This window comes from Kocuria rosea, assembly GCF_006094695.1.
Lineage (GTDB): Bacteria > Actinomycetota > Actinomycetes > Actinomycetales > Micrococcaceae > Kocuria > Kocuria rosea.
The window spans coordinates 2812912-2829027 of sequence record NZ_CP035103.1 but is presented as its reverse complement, the minus strand read 5'-3'; the positions used below and the strand labels follow the sequence as shown (position 1 = coordinate 2829027).

The window sequence follows — 16116 nt, the reverse complement described above, 5'->3', positions numbered from 1 at the left end:
CGTAGAGTGGACCCGTGCACACGGAACCCCACGACGACACTCCTGCCGACGCCCCCACCGACGCCGCCGACGCCCGGAACGGCGCCCCCACCGACGCCGCCGACGCCCGGAACGGCGCCTCCGACGGCGCCGCCGCGGGCCCCGGGCAGGTGGTCCTGGCGGGCACCCCGATCGGCAACCTCGGGGACGCGCCGCCCCGGCTGCGGGCGGCCCTCGAGACCGCGGACGTGCTCGCCGTGGAGGACACCCGGCGGCTGCGCCGGCTCACCGCCGGGCTCGGGGTCACCACGCGCGGCCGGGTGCTCACCCACCACGAGCACAACGAGGCCGGACGGGTCGCCGAGCTGCTCGACGCCGTCCGGTCGGGAAGCACCGTGCTGGTCCTCTCCGACGCCGGGATGCCCACCGTCTCCGACCCCGGCTACCGGCTCGCGGAGGCCGCGGCCGCCGAGGGCCTGACCGTGACCGCGATCCCCGGCCCCTCGGCGGTGCTCATGGCACTGGCCGTGTCCGGCCTGCCCACGGACCGGTTCACGTTCGAGGGCTTCCTCCCGCGGAAGTCCTCGGAGCGTGCCGCCCGGCTGGCGGAGCTCGACGGCGAGCGGCGCACCATGGTCTTCTACGAGGCCCCGCACCGGCTCGAGGTCATGCTCGCCGCGCTGCGGGACGCGTTCGGCCCGGGCCGCCGGGCGGTCGTCGCCCGGGAGCTCACCAAGCTGCACGAGGAGGTCGTGCGGGGCTCGCTCACCGAGCTCGTGGACTGGTGCGGGCAGGGGCAGGTGCGCGGGGAGATCGCCGTCGTCGTCGCCGGTGCCCCCGCCCCCGAGGCCGCGCGACCCGAGGACCTCGTGGCCGAGGTCGAGGCGCTCGTGGCCGCCGGGACCCGGCTCAAGGACGCCGCCGGCCGCGTGGCCGAGCGCACGGGCGTGGGCAAGCGGGAGCTCTACGAGACGGTGCTGGCCGCCCGCAAGGCATAGGGGCGGCCCGGCCCGGGCGTCGCCTCACAGGCTCGCCGCGCCCCGGTGAGGCCGAGTTGACCCCCGGGAGCGGACGGGGACACGGTGCGGAAACACGGCCCGTCCAGACTGGGACGTGCCGGGAGCGGGGCACGTGCCGCGCGGGACCCGGCATCCTCCTGTCCGTCCAGCAACGGAGCCATGCCATGTCCTATGTGATGCCCGCCGACTTCGTCACGAAGATGATCGACGCCGGAGCGGCGAAGGTCGCCATGTCCACCCGCGACACTCTGATCCGTGCGTTCATGGCCGGAGCGATCCTCGCGCTCGCCGCGGCCTTCGCCGTCACCGTCACCGTGCGGACGGGCGAGCCGCTGCTCGGGGCCGTGCTCTTCCCGGTCGGGTTCTGCCTGCTGTACCTGCTGGGCTTCGACCTCCTGACCGGCGTGTTCACCCTCGTGCCGCTCGCGCTCATCGACAAGCGGCCCGGCGTCACCGTCCGCTCGATGCTGCGCAACTGGGGCCTGGTGTTCGCCGGCAACTTCGCCGGGGCGTTCGTCGTGGCCGTGCTGATGGCGATCATCTTCACCTACGGCTTCTCCCTGCCCCCGGACGAGGTCGGCCGCCAGATCGGCGAGATCGGCGAGGGCCGGACCGTCGGCTACGCCGAGTTCGGCGCCGCCGGGATGCTGACGCTGTTCGTCCGCGCCGTCCTGTGCAACTGGATGGTCTCCACCGGGGTGGTCGCCGCGATGATGTCCACCAGCGTCTCCGGCAAGGTGATCGCGATGTGGATGCCCATCATGCTGTTCTTCTACATGGGCTTCGAGCACTCGATCGTCAACATGTTCCTGTTCCCCTCCGGTCTGCTCCTCGGCGGCGGATTCTCGGTCATGGACTACCTCGTGTGGAACGAGATCCCCACCGTGCTCGGCAACCTGGTGGGCGGGCTGACCTTCGTGGGGCTCACCCTCTACGCCACCCACGCCCGCACCGGGGCGCCCCGCATCCGGCCGGCGGCGCAGGAGGACCGCGTCCCGGTCGCGTGAGCGCCGGACCCGCCCGCCCCACCAGCTCGCCGACTCCCGAGGAGCCCCGCATGACCCCGATCCTGACCAAGTCCGACGCCGCCGACCTCGTGGTCGCCGCCCGGGTGCGCCGCGGCCTGTCCTGGCGCGAGATCGCCGACGAGATCCGCGCCCCGCACGTCTGGACGACCGCCGCGCTGCTGGGCCAGCACCCGATGACCCCGGAGCAGGCCCGGCAGGTCTGCGACCTGCTGGGCCTGGACGGGACGGTCGCCGAGAGCCTGCAGCAGCAGCCGTCCCGCGGCAGCGACCCGGCGCGGATGACGGACCCCACGGTCTACCGCTTCGTCGAGGCGCTCTCCGTGTACGGGCCGGCCCTGAAGGAGCTCATCCACGAGGAGTTCGGCGACGGGATCATGAGCGCCATCAACTTCCGGGTCGACGTCTCCCGCCGGCCCGACCCGGACGGCGACCGCGTGGTGGTCACCTTCGACGGGAAGTTCCTCGACTACAAGTGGTGACGCCCCGCCCCTGACCCCGTTGCCCGCCGAGTCCCCCCGGTGCTCGCAGTTCCCCCCGATCGATCCGGGGGAACTGCGAGCACCGGGGGGACTCGGCGTTCGGGGCCGCTCGCTCAGCCGCGGGGCGGCACCGAGCGGGTCGTCACCGAGCGGGGGAGCCACCGGGCGCGCCGTGCGCCGGGGCCGCCGCGCTCGGCGAGACCCGTCCGCAGCGCGGCGACGTCCTCCGGGCCGGCCTCGGGGGTCCATTCCGCGGTGCCCGGCGCGTAGAGGGCCCGCTCCACGTCCCGGCCGAGCCGCCCCAGCGCCGGCGCGGCGGCCGGGACCACGGCGCCGAGCCGGTCCACGTAGGCCCGGGGCGTCTCCGCGGCGGCGCGGCCCAGCCCATGGTCGACACCCAGGTCCTCGACCTCCGCCCACCCCGCCAGGGCCCGATCGGCCGCCGGCGCCTGCGCATCGCCCAGCACCCGCATCCGGCGCCGGCGCCGGCGGGACCGGAGGAGCCGGGGGAGGGCGGCCAGCAGGGCGAGCAGCGCGGCGGTCAGGATCCCGGCCAGCCACGGCAGCCACCCGGCCGGTCCGGCGTCGTCGTCGGGCTCCGGCGCGGCGGGGGACTCCGGGGTCGGCACGGCGGTCGGCTCGGCGGAGGGGGCGTCCTCGTCGGGGCTGTCCGCCGTGCTCGCCGGGGTGGGGGCGTCGCTCGGCGCGCCGGTGGGCTCCGCGGTGCCCTCGCCCTCCTGCGACTGCCCGTCCCCGTCCTGCGGCCCCTCGGCGGCGTAGCCGGGGAGGTCGCCGGTGCCGGGGGTCGGCTCGAAGCGCACCCACCCGGAGCCCTCGAACCACAGCTCCGGCCACGCGTGCGCGTCGCGGGGCAGGACCGTGAAGGCGCCCGCCTCCGCCGCGTCCCCGAACGGCTCGTCGGGGTCCGCCGACTGGTCCGGGGCGGCGCCGGTGGCCGGAAGGTAGCCGACCGCCACGCGGGCGGGGATGCCGAGCTCCCGGGCCATGACGGCCATCGCAGGGGCGAAGTGACCGGCGTAGCCCGTGCGCACGGCCAGGAACTCCTCGAGGGAGGCCATGCCGCCGGCGTCGTAGCCCTGCGCGAGCGGGGCGTCCACGTCGTAGCGGAACTCGTCCGAGCGCAGCCACTCCTGCAGGGCCAGGGCCTGGTCGAAGGCGGTGGGGGCGTCCCCCGCCCGCTCCCGGGCCGCGTCCCGGAGGGCGGCCGGGGTCTCGCCCGGCAGTTCGCGGAACGGGGCGAGCTCCGGGGAGTCCGGCGCGGCGGGGGCCTCGCGCAGCCGCGCGGACGTGGGCTCGGGCACGATCGAGCGGACCTCGTAGGCGGTGCCTTCCGGCGGGACCTGCTCCCCGTGCACGGTGAGGTCGAGCGGGCTCCAGGCCCAGCCGCCGTCCTCGAGCCCCGCCACGTCCACGGGCGCCCACGGCAGCGGCAGCCAGCGCTCGGACCAGTCCCGCAGCTCCACGGCGGTGCTGCGCTCGGGGCCCCCGCCCACGGGGCGCAGCGGGGTGGGGCCGAGGTCGTCGAGCTCGGGGTCCAGCCCGGTGGTGTCCGGGAACCACTCCGCCCCGGAGAAGTCGGAGAGCGTGAGGACCCGCAGCAGCTCCGGCTCGTCCGTGCTCGTCGTGTACTCGAGGCGCGGCAGCTGCTGCGCGGAGCGCAGGTCCTGTCCCACGGCCCGCAGCGGGCCCACCCCGGAGGCGCGCTCGCCGGCGAGACCGCTGCCCTGGGGGAACGCGCCGTTGACGAAGCCGGGGACCAGGCCCGGGACCAGCAGGGTCACCGCGAGCACACCGGCGCCCACCACGAGGGCCCGCGGCCAGCTGCCCGGCGCCGCGGCGGTGCGGGGCTCGCGGACCGCGCCGAAGCGCCGTCCGCCGCCGAGCAGGACCAGGGCCGCGAGCACGGCGGCCGCCGTCCCGGCCGCGCCCACGCTCCCGGGCAGCACCAGGGCGGGCACCACCAGCAGCGCCAGCACGCCGAGCGCGCTGAGCCCCGGCGCCCGCAGCGCCACGAGCACCGTGTCCACGAACAGGGTCACGAGACCCGTGGCGAGGGCGGCGACGAACGCGAGCGCCGCGCCCCCCGGATACGGGGCCGGCCGCTCCGCGACGATCCCGGCCGCCTCCCGCCACAGCTCCGCGCCGAGGGACAGGCTCCCGGGGGTGGGCACGAGGCCGAGCAGCGCGGGCTCGCGCAGGAACAGCAGCGTGAGCACGAGCGTCAGGGCGCCGGCGCCGAACAGGGGCGCCAGCAGGCCCGGCAGCCGCAGCAGGCGGGACGTCGTGGTCGCCACGACCACGGCGAGGGCCGCGAGCAGCGCGCCGGGGACCCAGCCCGCGCCGTCGAGGACCCCGGTCAGCGCCACGAGGGACAGCCCGACCGCCACGAGGACCGTGCCGGCCAGGCCCAGCACGGCGCGCACCGGGCGGCGGCCCGTCCTGGCGTCCTCCGGCGGTCCGGCGGTCTCCGGCGGGCGGGTGGGCGCAGGGGTGCGGACGGCGGCGCTCACCGGACGGCCCCGGCCGCGCGGGTCCCGGAGCCCAGCTGCGCCCACGCGTCCTCGGGCGCGGCGGACGCCGGCACGACGACGACGGACCAGCCCGCCGCCTCGAGCACCCCCGCCCCGTCCGGGACGTGGTCGGCGGAGGAGGTCACCAGCACCGCGCTGCCGGCGGCCGCCCGCCGCGTGCCGCCCAGGACCCGCTCGGCGGCCGCGGCGGAGAGGTCCCCCGAGACCAGCAGCACGGGGTGGACCAGGCCGTCGCGGTCGAACCGCTCGGCCAGCGCGTCCTCCGCGGTCCCGCCGGGCCCCGTCTCCCGGGGTGCGGGCTCGGGGCGGACGCGCGCCAGCCCGTGCCGGGCGTCCTCGGCGCCGTCGTCGGTGACGGCGGTGGCGCGGGTGCGGGCGGGAGCGTCGTCGTCGTCCTCGCCACCGCGGGGGAGCGGGCGGCCGAAGGTGTCGAGGGCGTGCAGGGCGGTCTCGCGCTGGGTGAGGTGCTCGAGCACGGCGGCCGTGAAGGACACGGCCCACTCGAACTCGGCGGTGCTGGGGAGCACGCCGGCCCACAGGCGCTCCCCGGGCCAGGAGGTCTCGTCGCGGTCCAGGACCAGGGTGAGGCGGCGGGTGCTGCGGGGGTCCTCCTGGCGGACCATCAGCTGGCCGTGCTTCGCGGAGGCGGCCCAGTGCACCCGGCGCATCGGGTCGCCGTGCCGGTACTCGCGGGTGGTGACGTTGTCCGGGCCCGGCTGCGGCTGCGCGGTCCGGGACGGGTCGGTGCCGGACTCCCGCAGCCGGTCGGCGCTGATCTCCGGCAGCTCCACGGGGTCCGGGGCCACGTGCAGGGACGTGCGCTCGGAGGCGTCGAGCAGCTCGGCGGCGAGGCCGAACGGGTCGGCCACCCGCACGGTGGCCGGCCCCAGGGCGTACACGCCCCGGCGGCGGGGGCGCACGGTGTAGGCGGCGGGCTCCCCGCCGGCCTCCACGACCAGCTCGCGGTCCCCGCCCAGCGGCTCCGGGACCGTCTCGTGCACGGCGACCGCCCCGGTGACCGTCCCGCCGCGCCGGGTCCGGTGCCGCACGCGCAGCCGGACCACCGCGGAGTCCCCGGCCGTCACCAGCGCCGGGTCCACGCCGCGCTTGAGCAGCACCCTGGGCTTCACCACGTACAGGGACATGGCCGCGAACAGGGGGGCGCCGCCGAGGAACAGGGCCAGCGCCAGCACGTCCTTGCGGCCCAGCCAGGTGGCCAGCAGCAGGCACAGGGCGCCGGCCCCCAGGAAGGCCCAGCCGCGCCCCGTGAACCGGGCGCGGGAGTCCACGGGCTGCTCCGCCCGCTCGCCCTCCGCCGTGCGCCCCGGCGCCGGCCGGCGCCTCATCGGGTCCGGGGGGTGTGCTCGGCCGGGACCCGCACCTCGTCCAGCACCGCCCGCACCAGCTCCTCCGCGGAGTCGGTGCCGGCGCGCCGGTCCAGGATCAGGCGGTGGGCGAGCACCGGCACCGCGACCGCCCGCACGTCGTCGGGCAGCACGTACTCGCGCCCGCTCAGGGCGGCCTCCGCGCGGGCCGCGGCCTGCAGCTGGAGCAGCGCCCGCGGGCTGGCGCCCAGCCGGATCTGCGGGTGCGAGCGCGTGGCCTGGCCCAGCGCCACGATGTAGGCGCGCACCGCGTCCGAGACGTGGATGCCGCGCACGTGCGCCACCAGGCGGGCCGCGTCCTCGAGGGAGACCACCGGCTGCAGGCCCTCCAGCGGGGAGCCGCCGCCGTGGTCGGTGAGCATCGTCATCTCCGCCGCGGTGTCCGGGTAGCCCATCGAGATCCGGGCCGTGAACCGGTCCCGCTGCGCCTCCGGCAGCGGGAACGTGCCGTCCATCTCCACAGGGTTCTGCGTGGCCACCACCATGAACGGGGTCGACAGCCGGTAGGTCGTGCCGTCCGCCGTGACCTGTCCCTCCGCCATGCACTCGAGCAGCGCGGACTGCGTCTTGGCCGAGGCCCGGTTGATCTCGTCCCCGATCACCACGTTGGCGAACACCGGACCGGGCTTGAACTCGAACTCGCGCCGGGCCTGGTCGTACACCGACACGCCCGTGATGTCCGTGGGCAGCAGGTCCGGGGTGAACTGCACGCGCGAGACCGTCCCGCCGATCGCGGTGGCCAGCGTGCGCGCCAGCATGGTCTTGCCCACGCCCGGCACGTCCTCGACCAGCAGGTGCCCGCCGGCCAGCAGCACGCTCAGGGCCGTGCGCGCCGCCTCCGGCTTGCCGTCGATCACCGCGTTGATCCGGTCCAGGATCGCCTGCGTGTACTGGGGGAAGGACTCCATGGGCTCCTCGGCTTCCTGCTCGCGTCTGCAGCTCCCAGTATGTCTGCCCGGGCCCAGCTCGTAGATTGGTCGGTGCCCGCGTGTTTCCCGCCCGCTGACCTGTCCGCTGTCCCGTCCCCATTTCCCGATCCGCTCCCCCGAGACCTCCTGAGGTGCCGCCCGTGACCGACCCCAACGCCACCCTCCTCGCCGCCTCCCTGTGGCCCGACCCCGCCGCCCGGCCCGCTCCCGCCCCGGGCGCGGCCCCCGCCGCCTACGAGCCCGAGCACTACGCCGTGCCCGAGGACGTCCCCGCGGGGGAGGGCACCCGGCGCCGTTCCGCCCAGGCCGACGACGGGCGCCGCCGCAACCTCTCCTACCCGCCCGCCCCGGAGCCGCTGCCGCACCCGGTGGCCGACAACCACACCCACCTCGACCTGCAGGACGGCCGGGTCCAGGTCTCGGTCCGGGACGCCGCGGACGCCGCCGCCCTCGCCGGGGTGGGCGGGCTCGTCCAGGTCGGCTGCGACGTCCCCTCCTCCCGCTTCGCCGTGGCCGCCGCCGAGGCCGACCCCCGGGTGCTGGCCGCCGTGGCGCTGCACCCCAACGAGGCGCCGAAGCTCGCGGCCGCCGGGACCCTCGACGAGGCGCTCGCCGCGATCCGTTCCCTGGGGGAGCACGAGCGGGTCCGGGCCTTCGGCGAGACCGGTCTCGACTACTACCGCACCGAGGGAGAGGGACGGGAGCACCAGAAGCGGTCCTTCCGGGAGCACATCCGCTTCGCCCAGGAGACCGGCAAGGCGCTGCAGATCCACGACCGGGACGCCCACGCCGACGTCGTCGCCGTCCTGCTGGAGGAGGGCGCCCCCGAGCGCACCGTGTTCCACTGCTTCTCCGGGGACGAGGAGCTCGCGCGCACCTGCAACGAGCACGGCTGGTACATGTCCTTCTCCGGGACCGTCACCTTCAAGAACAGCCACGACCTCAAGGCCGCGCTGCGCACCGCCCGCCCCGAGCTCGTGCTCACCGAGACCGACGCGCCGTTCCTCACCCCCCACCCGTACCGGGGCCGGCCCAACGCCAGCTACGTGGTCAACTACACCGTGCGCGGCATGGCGGACATCCTCGAGCAGGAACTCGAGCCGCTGTGCGAGCGCCTCTGGGCGAACACCTTGGAGGTGTACGGCCCCTTCTGACCCGCGGCGCCCCCGTTTCCCCTCCCCGCCCCGCCGAGTCCCCACACCTTGGCCCCTTCACGCGGCGAGTCCCCAAAGTGCTCGCATTTCCCCAGAAACTCTCTGGGGAAATGCGAGCACTTTGGGGACTCGGCGGGCCAGTGGCGGGTACGCGGCGGGCCGGGAGGGATGGAGCCTGGGTCAGCGGGGCGTTGCCGTGCGGCGCAGTGCGGCCGAGATCCGGTCGACGGTCGCGGCCGGGGTACGGACGACGTCGTGCCAACCGACCCGGATGACGGTCCACCCGAGCTCTTGGATCTCGACCTCGCGCCGCCGTTCGTTGCGGATCACCGTGGCCGCGGAGTCGCTGTACTTGCTCTCGCCGTCGAACTCGAGCACCAGCCACTGCTCGGGCCACGCGAAGTCGGCCCGGTAGGTCCCCGTCCGGCCCACGATCACCCACTGCAGCTCCGGCGCCGGCAGGACGGACTCCGCCAGCATGAGGCGGGTAAGGGTCTCACCCACGGATTCAGAGCGCGTGTCCATGGCGGCGAGCACGCGCCGAGCTCTGCGCACGCCGCGTCGGCCGGCCCACTCCGGTAGTCGTTGCTCCAACCGGGCCCGCGTGAGACCGAAACAGTGCGCCTGGTCTGCCAGGACCACGGCGTCCGTGAAAGGCAGCAGGCGGGCGCAGTCCAGCAGAGTTCGTTCACCTGTGGTCGCGCGCAGCCCGCCGACAGTGACGATGTCGGACGCCGGCAGGGGCTCCTGGTGCCTCACGATGCCGGCGTATCCGTTGTGGGTTCCCTGCCCCGGCCGGGTGAGCGTGTGCAGACGGGCCGGGACGCGCCGAAGATCCAGGCCGTGCACCAGGGCCGCCGAGGCGAGACAGAAGATCGGCGGCACGGAGGCAGCCCGGCTGAGCGCCCGGTGCCGGAGCAGCGCCTGCTCCTCGGGTCTAAGTCGCAGATAGGCGTCCGACGCCGTGAAGTAGCCAGGGTGGACCCGGTGGAGATCTCCGTCGCGGAGGCGGCGCCGGATCCCTCGGCCGCTGAGGCCGGTGTCGTGCAGCTGGTGGAGGCTCATGGGCTCGGTCATGACTCCGTGATAGGTCCGGCGCCGGCCGGGCGGGCCGGTGCCGCCGCCACGGGGAACAACAATCCGGAGGGACCGCGCCGCAGGGAAATGGGGAGTGCGAATGCGGTGCTCGCCGAGCCCCCACTGCGGTCGCATGTCCCCAGCATTCCTCTGGGGATATGCGACCGCAGTGGGGGGCTCGGCGGCGAGGGAGGCCGGAATGTGGGGGCTCGGCGGCGAGGGGGGCGAGGGGTGCCAGGGCACCGGGCCGATACGATGGGGCGGTGACAGAATCCACCGCGCCAGAGCCCGCCGCCCGCGCCCTGCTGGGGCCCGCGGAGATCCGGGCGCTCGCCGAGCAGCTCGGGATCCGGCCGACCAAGACGCTGGGGCAGAACTTCGTGATCGACCCCAACACGATCCGGCGGATCATCGCCGCCGCGCGGCTGGGGGAGCACGAGACGGTGCTCGAGGTGGGACCTGGCCTCGGCTCGCTGACCCTGGGGCTGCTGGACGCCGCCGAGCAGGTCGTGGCGGTGGAGATCGACCCCCCGCTGGCGGCGCAGCTGCCGCACACCGTGGAGCGGCTGCGCCCCGAGCGGGCCGGACGGCTGACCGTGCTCGAGCAGGACGCCATGCGCGTGCAGGAGCTGCCCGCCGAGCCGACCGCCCTGGTGGCGAACCTGCCCTACAACGTGGCCGTCCCGGTGCTGCTGCACCTGCTGGCCCGCTTCCCCTCGATCCGCCGCGGGCTGGTCATGGTGCAGGAGGAGGTCGCGGACCGGCTGGCCGCGGCGCCGGGCTCCAAGGTGTACGGGGTGCCGTCGGTCAAGGCCTCCTGGTACGCGGAGGTCACCAAGGCCGGGACGATCGGGAAGAACGTGTTCTGGCCGGCGCCGAAGATCGCCTCGGGGCTGGTGCGCTTCGTCCGCCGCGAGCAGCCGGTGGCGGACGTGGACCGGGAGCTGGTCTTCGCCGCGGTGGACGCCGCCTTTGCCCAGCGGCGCAAGACCCTGCGGGCCGCCCTCGCCGGCTGGGCGGGCTCCGCCGCGGCGGCCGGCGAGATCCTCGAGGCCGCCGGGATCGACCCCGGGGAGCGCGGGGAGAAGCTGGACGTCCACGAGTTCGCCCGGATCGCGCGGGCCGGCGCCGCCGCGGGCCTGACCGCCGGGGTGCGCGGGGCATGACCGCGGTGCTGCTCACGGAGCGCGCCGGCGCGCCCGGCAAGGTCAACCTGTTCTTCGCTGCGGGCCCGCCGCGCCCGGACGGCTACCACGACGTCGCGAGCCTGTACTGCGCGGTGAGCACGGGGGAGACCGTGACGGCCACGCTGACCCGGGGTGCCGGCACCACCGTGGGCGTGGCGGCGGTCCCGGGCTCGCTCGTGGCCCAGCAGCTCGACCGCGGGACGTTCTCCCTGGACGCCGTGCCCACCGACGGGTCCAACCTGGCCGTCCGGGCCGCCGAGGCCGTGCTCGCCCGCTTCCCGCCCCTGGCGGGCGGGCTGCACCTGCAGCTCGACAAGGCCGTGCCCGTGGCCGGCGGCATGGGCGGGGGCTCCGCGGACGCCGCGGCGGCCCTGGTCGCCGTGAACCGGCTCGCCGCCCGCGTCTCGGGGGAGCCCGAGCTCGACGACGACGCGCTGCTGGAGCTCGCGGCCGGTCTCGGCGCCGACGTGCCGTTCGCGCTGACGGGCGGGGCCGCGGTCGGCACCGGGACGGGATCCCGGCTGCGCCCGGTGGCGGTCGGGGCGACGCTGCACCTGGTGCTGGTGGCGGCCGAGGCGGGCCTGTCGACGCCCGCCGTCTACGCGGAGCTGGACCGGCTGCGCGCGGATCAGGACGTCCCGGCGCCGCGGCTGCCGGGCGACCTCGAGGCGGTCCTGGGCGCCGGGGCGGCCGGTGAGCTGGCCCCGCTGCTGGCCAACGACCTGCAGGCCGCGGCCCTGTCCCTCGCGCCGCAGCTGGGGCCGGTGCTGGCCGCGGGCGCGGCCGCCGGCGCCCTGGCGAGCTTCGTGTCCGGGTCCGGGCCCACGGTGGCGCACCTGGTGGCGGACGCCGCCGCGGCCGAGGACCTCGCGGACGTGCTCAGGGGCCAGGGAGCGCCCGCTCTCGCGGTGCGGGCTCCCTGACCCCTGGCCTCCGGCCGCCGGCGCCTGGATCTGACCTGACCTCCCGGGTTCAGGCGGCGCCGGCGGACGATCAGCGGTGCTGCGGCGCGGCGTCCCGGGCCGGCGCGGCGTCCGTGCCCGGGCGCACCTGGCGCTGCACCACGAACGCGGGGACCACGGCGGCGCCGCGGCCGCTGAGCCGCTCGAAGCGCTCCTGGAACCGGCGCAGCCGGCCCCGGGGCTCCACGGCCAGAACCACGCCGTCCACCCGGTCGGTCAGGGCGGCGAGCTCGGCGGCACCCGCGCGGGGCGGGACCGTGGCCACGAGCAGCGAGGGCGTGGTGTCGTCCATGCCCAGCCAGTCGGTGTCGCCCAGCGGGCCCACGGCGTCCGTGAGGGTGCGGGTGTCCACGACCTCCACGGTGCCGCCCCACGAGGAGACGACGGCGTCCAGGGCCTGGACGACCACGGTGGCCTGTCCGGGCAGGGCCGAGTGCACGGCGATCCGGGAGCCGGGCCGCGGCACCGCGCGGTCCTCGTCCTGGGAGAGCCGGCGCAGCAGCTCGAGTGCGCCGTCCTCGTCGTCCACGGAGTTCAGCACCACGGCGGGCGAACCGGTCCCGTCGGCGAGCCGGTCGGGCCGGCGCACGCTGCGGTCGGCGCGCTCCCGGAACGCCCCGGCGAGGGCGCCGAGGACCAGGCCGCCCACCACGCCGCCGGCCACGAAGAGCGGGATGCCGGCCGAGGAGGGCTCCTGCGGCGGCGTGGCCTCGCTGATCACGCGGCCCGGCGTCGGGGCGATGAGGGCGAGGGCGGTGCGCTGCTCGCGCAGCTGCCGCAGGCTGGAGGAGTCGTCGTCGCTGCGCTCGAGGCCGGCGATGGACTCGTCGATGCGCTTCAGCGTGTCGTCGGCGGTGGTCTGCACGTCCTCCCCGCGGTCGGCGAGGTAGGCGGTGGCCAGGGCGTTGGCGCGCTCGGCGGCCTGGTTCGGGTCGTCGCCGGTCACTGTCACGCGGAGCACCTGGGTGTCGTCCGGGGCGGTGGTCGAGAGCCGCTCGAGCAGGTCCTCGGCCAGCGCGGGGTCGGCCTCCTCGACGGGGACGTCCTGCAGCAGGGCGGCGGCCCGCAGGGTGATGCGCTGCGAGGCCATCGTGGCCATCTCCGTCTGCATCTCGACCTCCTCGAAGCCGGAGTCGCCGGTGAGCGGGTTCACCGCGCTCGGCGTGACGGTCATCGAGGCGGTCGCCTGGTAGGTCGGCGGCCACAGCAGGCCCGCCACGAGGGCGGCGGCCAGCACGACGAGCCAGGTGCTGAGGATCGTGGGCCACCGGTGCAGGACGCGGCGCCACGCGGGCGTCGGGTCCGCCGGCTCCGGCCGGTTCGGCCGGGCCCGGACGGTGTCGTCCTGGGTTCGGCGCCGTTCGGCGCCGATGGTGTTCAGAGTCTCACTCATGTGGATTTCCCCCCTGGTGGATCGCGGGTCGTCTCGGATGGAGCAGCCGCGCCCGGCGTCCGCCCCCCGGCGGATCGCCGACCCCGGCCCCGGGAAGCGCTGCCGGGTCCAGCCCGGCCGGCCGCGTCCTGATTCCGATGTCGATCGATTGAAATGTTACAGATGCAAACTCATCGGGACCACAGCAGGACCCGGTGATCCCGTGGTCTCTTCGGACCACACGCCTCGGCGTCCGTCCCCCGGACGGCGGCGCGGCCGCGGAGCACGAGGACCGCCCCGGCGCCGGCCACGAGCAGGCCGGTCAGCGCGAGGTGGACGAGCAGGCCGGTGGTGGTGGTGCCGAGCAGGGCGCGGACGGCCAGCCCGCCCCCGCCCGTGAGCACGGCCGCGGCCGCGGCGATGGCGCCGACCACGGACCAGCGCGGGGCGATGCCGAGCAGCCGCACGGACTGGAACAGGGCCAGCCCCGTGTCGGTGAGCACCGACGCCGCCCACGCCGTGGCGGCTCCCACGAGGCCCCACTGCGGGATCAGCCACAGGTTCAGGGCCACGGCCACGGCCAGGGCCGCGGACTTGTTCATCAGCTGCCACCGGCTGCGCCCGGCCATCAGCAGCAGGGACTGCACGCCGCCGGCCGAGACGGCCAGGAGCATGGCGGTGGCGATGACGAGCATCGCGGGGTAGCCGGACTCGAAGCCCTCGCCGAAGAAGGACAGGACCACCGGCCCGAACAGCAGCAGGGTGAGGTAGAAGGGCCAGGCGCCGGCCACGAGCACGGCGGTGGTGCGGGTGAACACGGAGCGGGCGGTGGCGAGGTCGTCGACCGCCAGCGCGGCGCTGATGGACGGGCCGGTGACCATGCGCGCGGTGTGGTCGAGCATGGCGCCCACCCGGATGCACCGGTTGACCACGCCGTAGACGCCCGCCGCGGCGGGGCCCAGGAACGCGGCCACGAGCAGCACGTCGAGCCACTCGAGCAGCGCCTCGACGAAGGCGGTCACGCCGCGGGCGGAGGAGAAGGACCAGAACGCCCGCCGCTGCTGGTCCGGCTCCGGCGGGGGAGCGGCCCCGGGCCGGTCGCGCAGGTCCCGGAGACAGCGGCGCAGCAGCAGGAGGGCGAGCACGGCGACCACGGCGACCGGTGCCGTCCACGCCGCCGTGAGGGCGAGCAGCCCGCCGCCGGCGACGACGACGGCGAGGACGCCGAGCACCCGCAGCGAGGGCAGCACCACGTTCTGCAGGAAGGAGAAGGTCGGCACCCGGTGCAGCCCGCGCAGTGCGCCGAAGGCGAGGTTGAGCACGGCGCCCAGCACGAGGAAGGGTGCGGCGAGCAGCACGGCGGGGCCCACGCCGTCGGGCAGGGCCCCGGGCACGAGCGTGAGCACGGCCGCGGTGGCGGCGACGCCCGCGGCGAGCACGAGCACCGGCCGGGCCGCGATCCGCAGCACCCCGGCCACCGCGGCGCCCTGGCCCCGGGCGGTGAGGGCGGGGACCGCCCGCACCAGCCCGGTGTCGGCGCCGAAGGTGGACAGGGTGGTGGCGATCGCCAGCACGGCCACCACCTGGAAGAACTGACCGGCCGCCGCCGCGCCCGAGGCGTTGGAGACCACCAGCGTGGCGGCGAAGGCGAGGCCCGCGCCGGTGACCACGAAGGCGAAGGTCAGCGAGCCCGAGCGCGCCAGCGGCTGCGCGCTCACAGCCCCTCCCCGTAGCGCCGGGAGCGCAGCAGCACGGCCAGGCTCAGGCTGATCAGGATGAACTGCACCGCGTCGAGGCCGTAGTAGGTGAAGAACAGGCACGCGGCCACGGGCGCGGAGTGCACGAGCAGCCCGGTGGTGGTGCGGACCTTCAGCGTCAGCAGCGTGGTCCCGTGCAGGTAGGCCACGAACAGGCCCAGGCCCACGAGCCCGTAGCAGAACATGAGGGTCCAGACGTAGCCCTGGGTGCCCATCTCGATGCCGACGGTCTCGTCGTACAGCGGCGCCCCGTAGCCGAGCAGCGGGGAGTCCAGGGTGGCCAGGAACGTGTCCCGGTACAGGTCGGAGCGGGTGCCCGTGCTGTCGCTGTACTCCTGGCGGCCCAGGATCCGTTCGACGGCGCCGCTGGCCACGAGCCACCCGCCGACGGCGGCCGTGCCGGCGACCCCGGCCAGGGCCACCCCGATCCGGCCCCGCAGGACCATCCGGACCATGACGTAGCCCAGCGCCACCGCGATGCCGAGGAACATGCCCCGGTTGGTGGTCGCCACGGCCGGGGCGAGCGAGGCCACCAGCCCGGCCACGATCAGCAGGTGCCGGGCGCGGAAGCGGACGGTGGTGAGGTAGGCGAGGACCAGGGGCGTGAGGAGCACGAACCCGGAGCCCCACCCGTTGGTGTACGGGAACGGTGCGGCCGGCCGGTTGTACGGCTCGGGCGCGCCCCAGGGGAGCTGGACCTCCGCCAGGGGCGGGAAGAAGAAGTTCTGCACCAGCGCGTTGGAGGTGATGCCCTCCGGCAGCAGCAGGCCGATCGGCGTGGTCAGCCGCGCCTCGGGGATCACGAACGTCAGCAGGCCCAGTCCCACGAGCGTGGCCCACGCGACCACGGCGGCCCGCAGGAACCGCCGGTGGTCCAGGGTCTCCCGGGCGTTCCAGTAGTAGACGAAGTAGATCAGCGCGGCGCAGATGTTGACCCAGCGCAGCGCGAAGCCCATCCAGGAGCCGAACCCCTCGATCTGCACCGAGCTCGCCGCCATCCACAGCAGGAACACCACCAGCAGCCAGGCCGGCCACGGGACCGTCACCGAGCGGTGGAGCACGAGCAGGAAGAGCATGACCACGGCGAGCAGCGCCGGGGCGAACTGCAGGGCGCCGGAGGCCCAGATCAGCGGCAGCCCCCAGAACAGGACCAGCAGCGGCCAGGCGGGCAGGACGCCGGTGGTGCGGCGGACCGGGGCCGGCCGCACCACCGAGGGGCTCAGGAGCGCCACGGCC

The 16116-nt window shown here is 75.8% G+C and carries 13 protein-coding genes; 6 read left to right on the top strand and 7 right to left on the bottom strand.

Annotated features, from left to right (window positions below):
- Positions 1-14: 14 nt before the first annotated feature.
- From rsmI to cynS, 3 genes are all read left to right on the top strand, one after another.
- Positions 15-977 (top strand): 16S rRNA (cytidine(1402)-2'-O)-methyltransferase, encoded by a 963-nt coding sequence (gene rsmI, locus EQG70_RS12935; protein WP_414467485.1) that lies wholly within the window; start codon positions 15-17, stop codon positions 975-977.
- 185 nt (positions 978-1162) lie between these two features.
- Positions 1163-2005, top strand: a complete 843-nt coding sequence (locus tag EQG70_RS12930) for a formate/nitrite transporter family protein (protein ID WP_109269284.1) — start codon at positions 1163-1165, stop codon at positions 2003-2005.
- A gap of 50 nt (positions 2006-2055) precedes the next feature.
- A complete protein-coding gene (gene cynS / locus EQG70_RS12925; RefSeq protein WP_035926675.1) occupies positions 2056-2505 on the top strand; it encodes a cyanase in 450 nt (149 codons plus the stop codon).
- A gap of 113 nt (positions 2506-2618) precedes the next feature.
- Here cynS and EQG70_RS12920 read toward each other — a convergent pair whose 3' ends face one another.
- Genes EQG70_RS12920 through EQG70_RS12910 form a run of 3 tightly spaced genes read right to left on the bottom strand, consistent with a single transcriptional unit; the run spans position 2619 to position 7350 of the window.
- Positions 2619-5036, bottom strand: a complete 2418-nt coding sequence (locus EQG70_RS12920) for a transglutaminase TgpA family protein (RefSeq protein ID WP_167508905.1) — start codon at positions 5034-5036, stop codon at positions 2619-2621.
- Complete coding sequence (locus EQG70_RS12915; protein ID WP_109269282.1) at positions 5033-6403, bottom strand: DUF58 domain-containing protein; 1371 nt, start codon at positions 6401-6403, stop codon at positions 5033-5035. The genes EQG70_RS12920 and EQG70_RS12915 overlap by 4 nt, the downstream gene beginning before the upstream one ends.
- On the bottom strand, positions 6400-7350 hold the full coding sequence (locus EQG70_RS12910; RefSeq protein WP_017832385.1) for an AAA family ATPase: 951 nt from the start codon (positions 7348-7350) through the stop codon (positions 6400-6402). The genes EQG70_RS12915 and EQG70_RS12910 overlap by 4 nt, the downstream gene beginning before the upstream one ends.
- Before the next feature lie 161 nt (positions 7351-7511).
- On the opposite strand from EQG70_RS12910, the gene EQG70_RS12905 reads away from it, so the two are divergent.
- Positions 7512-8525 carry a TatD family hydrolase gene (locus EQG70_RS12905; protein ID WP_109269281.1) on the top strand — a complete coding sequence of 338 codons (1014 nt, stop codon included), beginning with the start codon at positions 7512-7514 and terminating at the stop codon, positions 8523-8525.
- A gap of 180 nt (positions 8526-8705) precedes the next feature.
- Here EQG70_RS12905 and EQG70_RS12900 read toward each other — a convergent pair whose 3' ends face one another.
- Complete coding sequence (locus EQG70_RS12900; RefSeq protein WP_017832383.1) at positions 8706-9602, bottom strand: DUF559 domain-containing protein; 897 nt, start codon at positions 9600-9602, stop codon at positions 8706-8708.
- 263 nt (positions 9603-9865) lie between these two features.
- Between EQG70_RS12900 and rsmA the strand changes: the two genes are divergently transcribed.
- Together rsmA and EQG70_RS12890 are read left to right on the top strand one after the other, a co-directional pair.
- Positions 9866-10768 carry a 16S rRNA (adenine(1518)-N(6)/adenine(1519)-N(6))-dimethyltransferase RsmA gene (rsmA, locus tag EQG70_RS12895; RefSeq protein ID WP_017832382.1) on the top strand — a complete coding sequence of 301 codons (903 nt, stop codon included), beginning with the start codon at positions 9866-9868 and terminating at the stop codon, positions 10766-10768.
- Entirely contained in the window at positions 10765-11712 is a 948-nt protein-coding gene (locus EQG70_RS12890; RefSeq protein ID WP_109269278.1) for a 4-(cytidine 5'-diphospho)-2-C-methyl-D-erythritol kinase, read from the top strand. Before rsmA ends, EQG70_RS12890 begins: the two co-directional genes overlap by 4 nt.
- 70 nt (positions 11713-11782) lie before the next feature.
- Here EQG70_RS12890 and EQG70_RS12885 read toward each other — a convergent pair whose 3' ends face one another.
- The 3 genes from EQG70_RS12885 to EQG70_RS12875 form a co-directional block, all read right to left on the bottom strand.
- Positions 11783-13144: a YveK family protein gene (locus EQG70_RS12885; protein WP_109269277.1), complete on the bottom strand. Its 1362-nt coding sequence runs from the start codon at positions 13142-13144 to the stop codon at positions 11783-11785.
- Between the two features lie 170 nt (positions 13145-13314).
- Positions 13315-14841 (bottom strand): lipopolysaccharide biosynthesis protein, encoded by a 1527-nt coding sequence (locus EQG70_RS12880; RefSeq protein ID WP_109222788.1) that lies wholly within the window; start codon positions 14839-14841, stop codon positions 13315-13317.
- Positions 14838-16112, bottom strand: coding sequence for an O-antigen ligase family protein (locus EQG70_RS12875; protein ID WP_017832379.1), 1275 nt, complete (start codon positions 16110-16112; stop codon positions 14838-14840). Before EQG70_RS12875 ends, EQG70_RS12880 begins: the two co-directional genes overlap by 4 nt.
- Between the last annotated feature and the right edge of the window lie 4 nt (positions 16113-16116).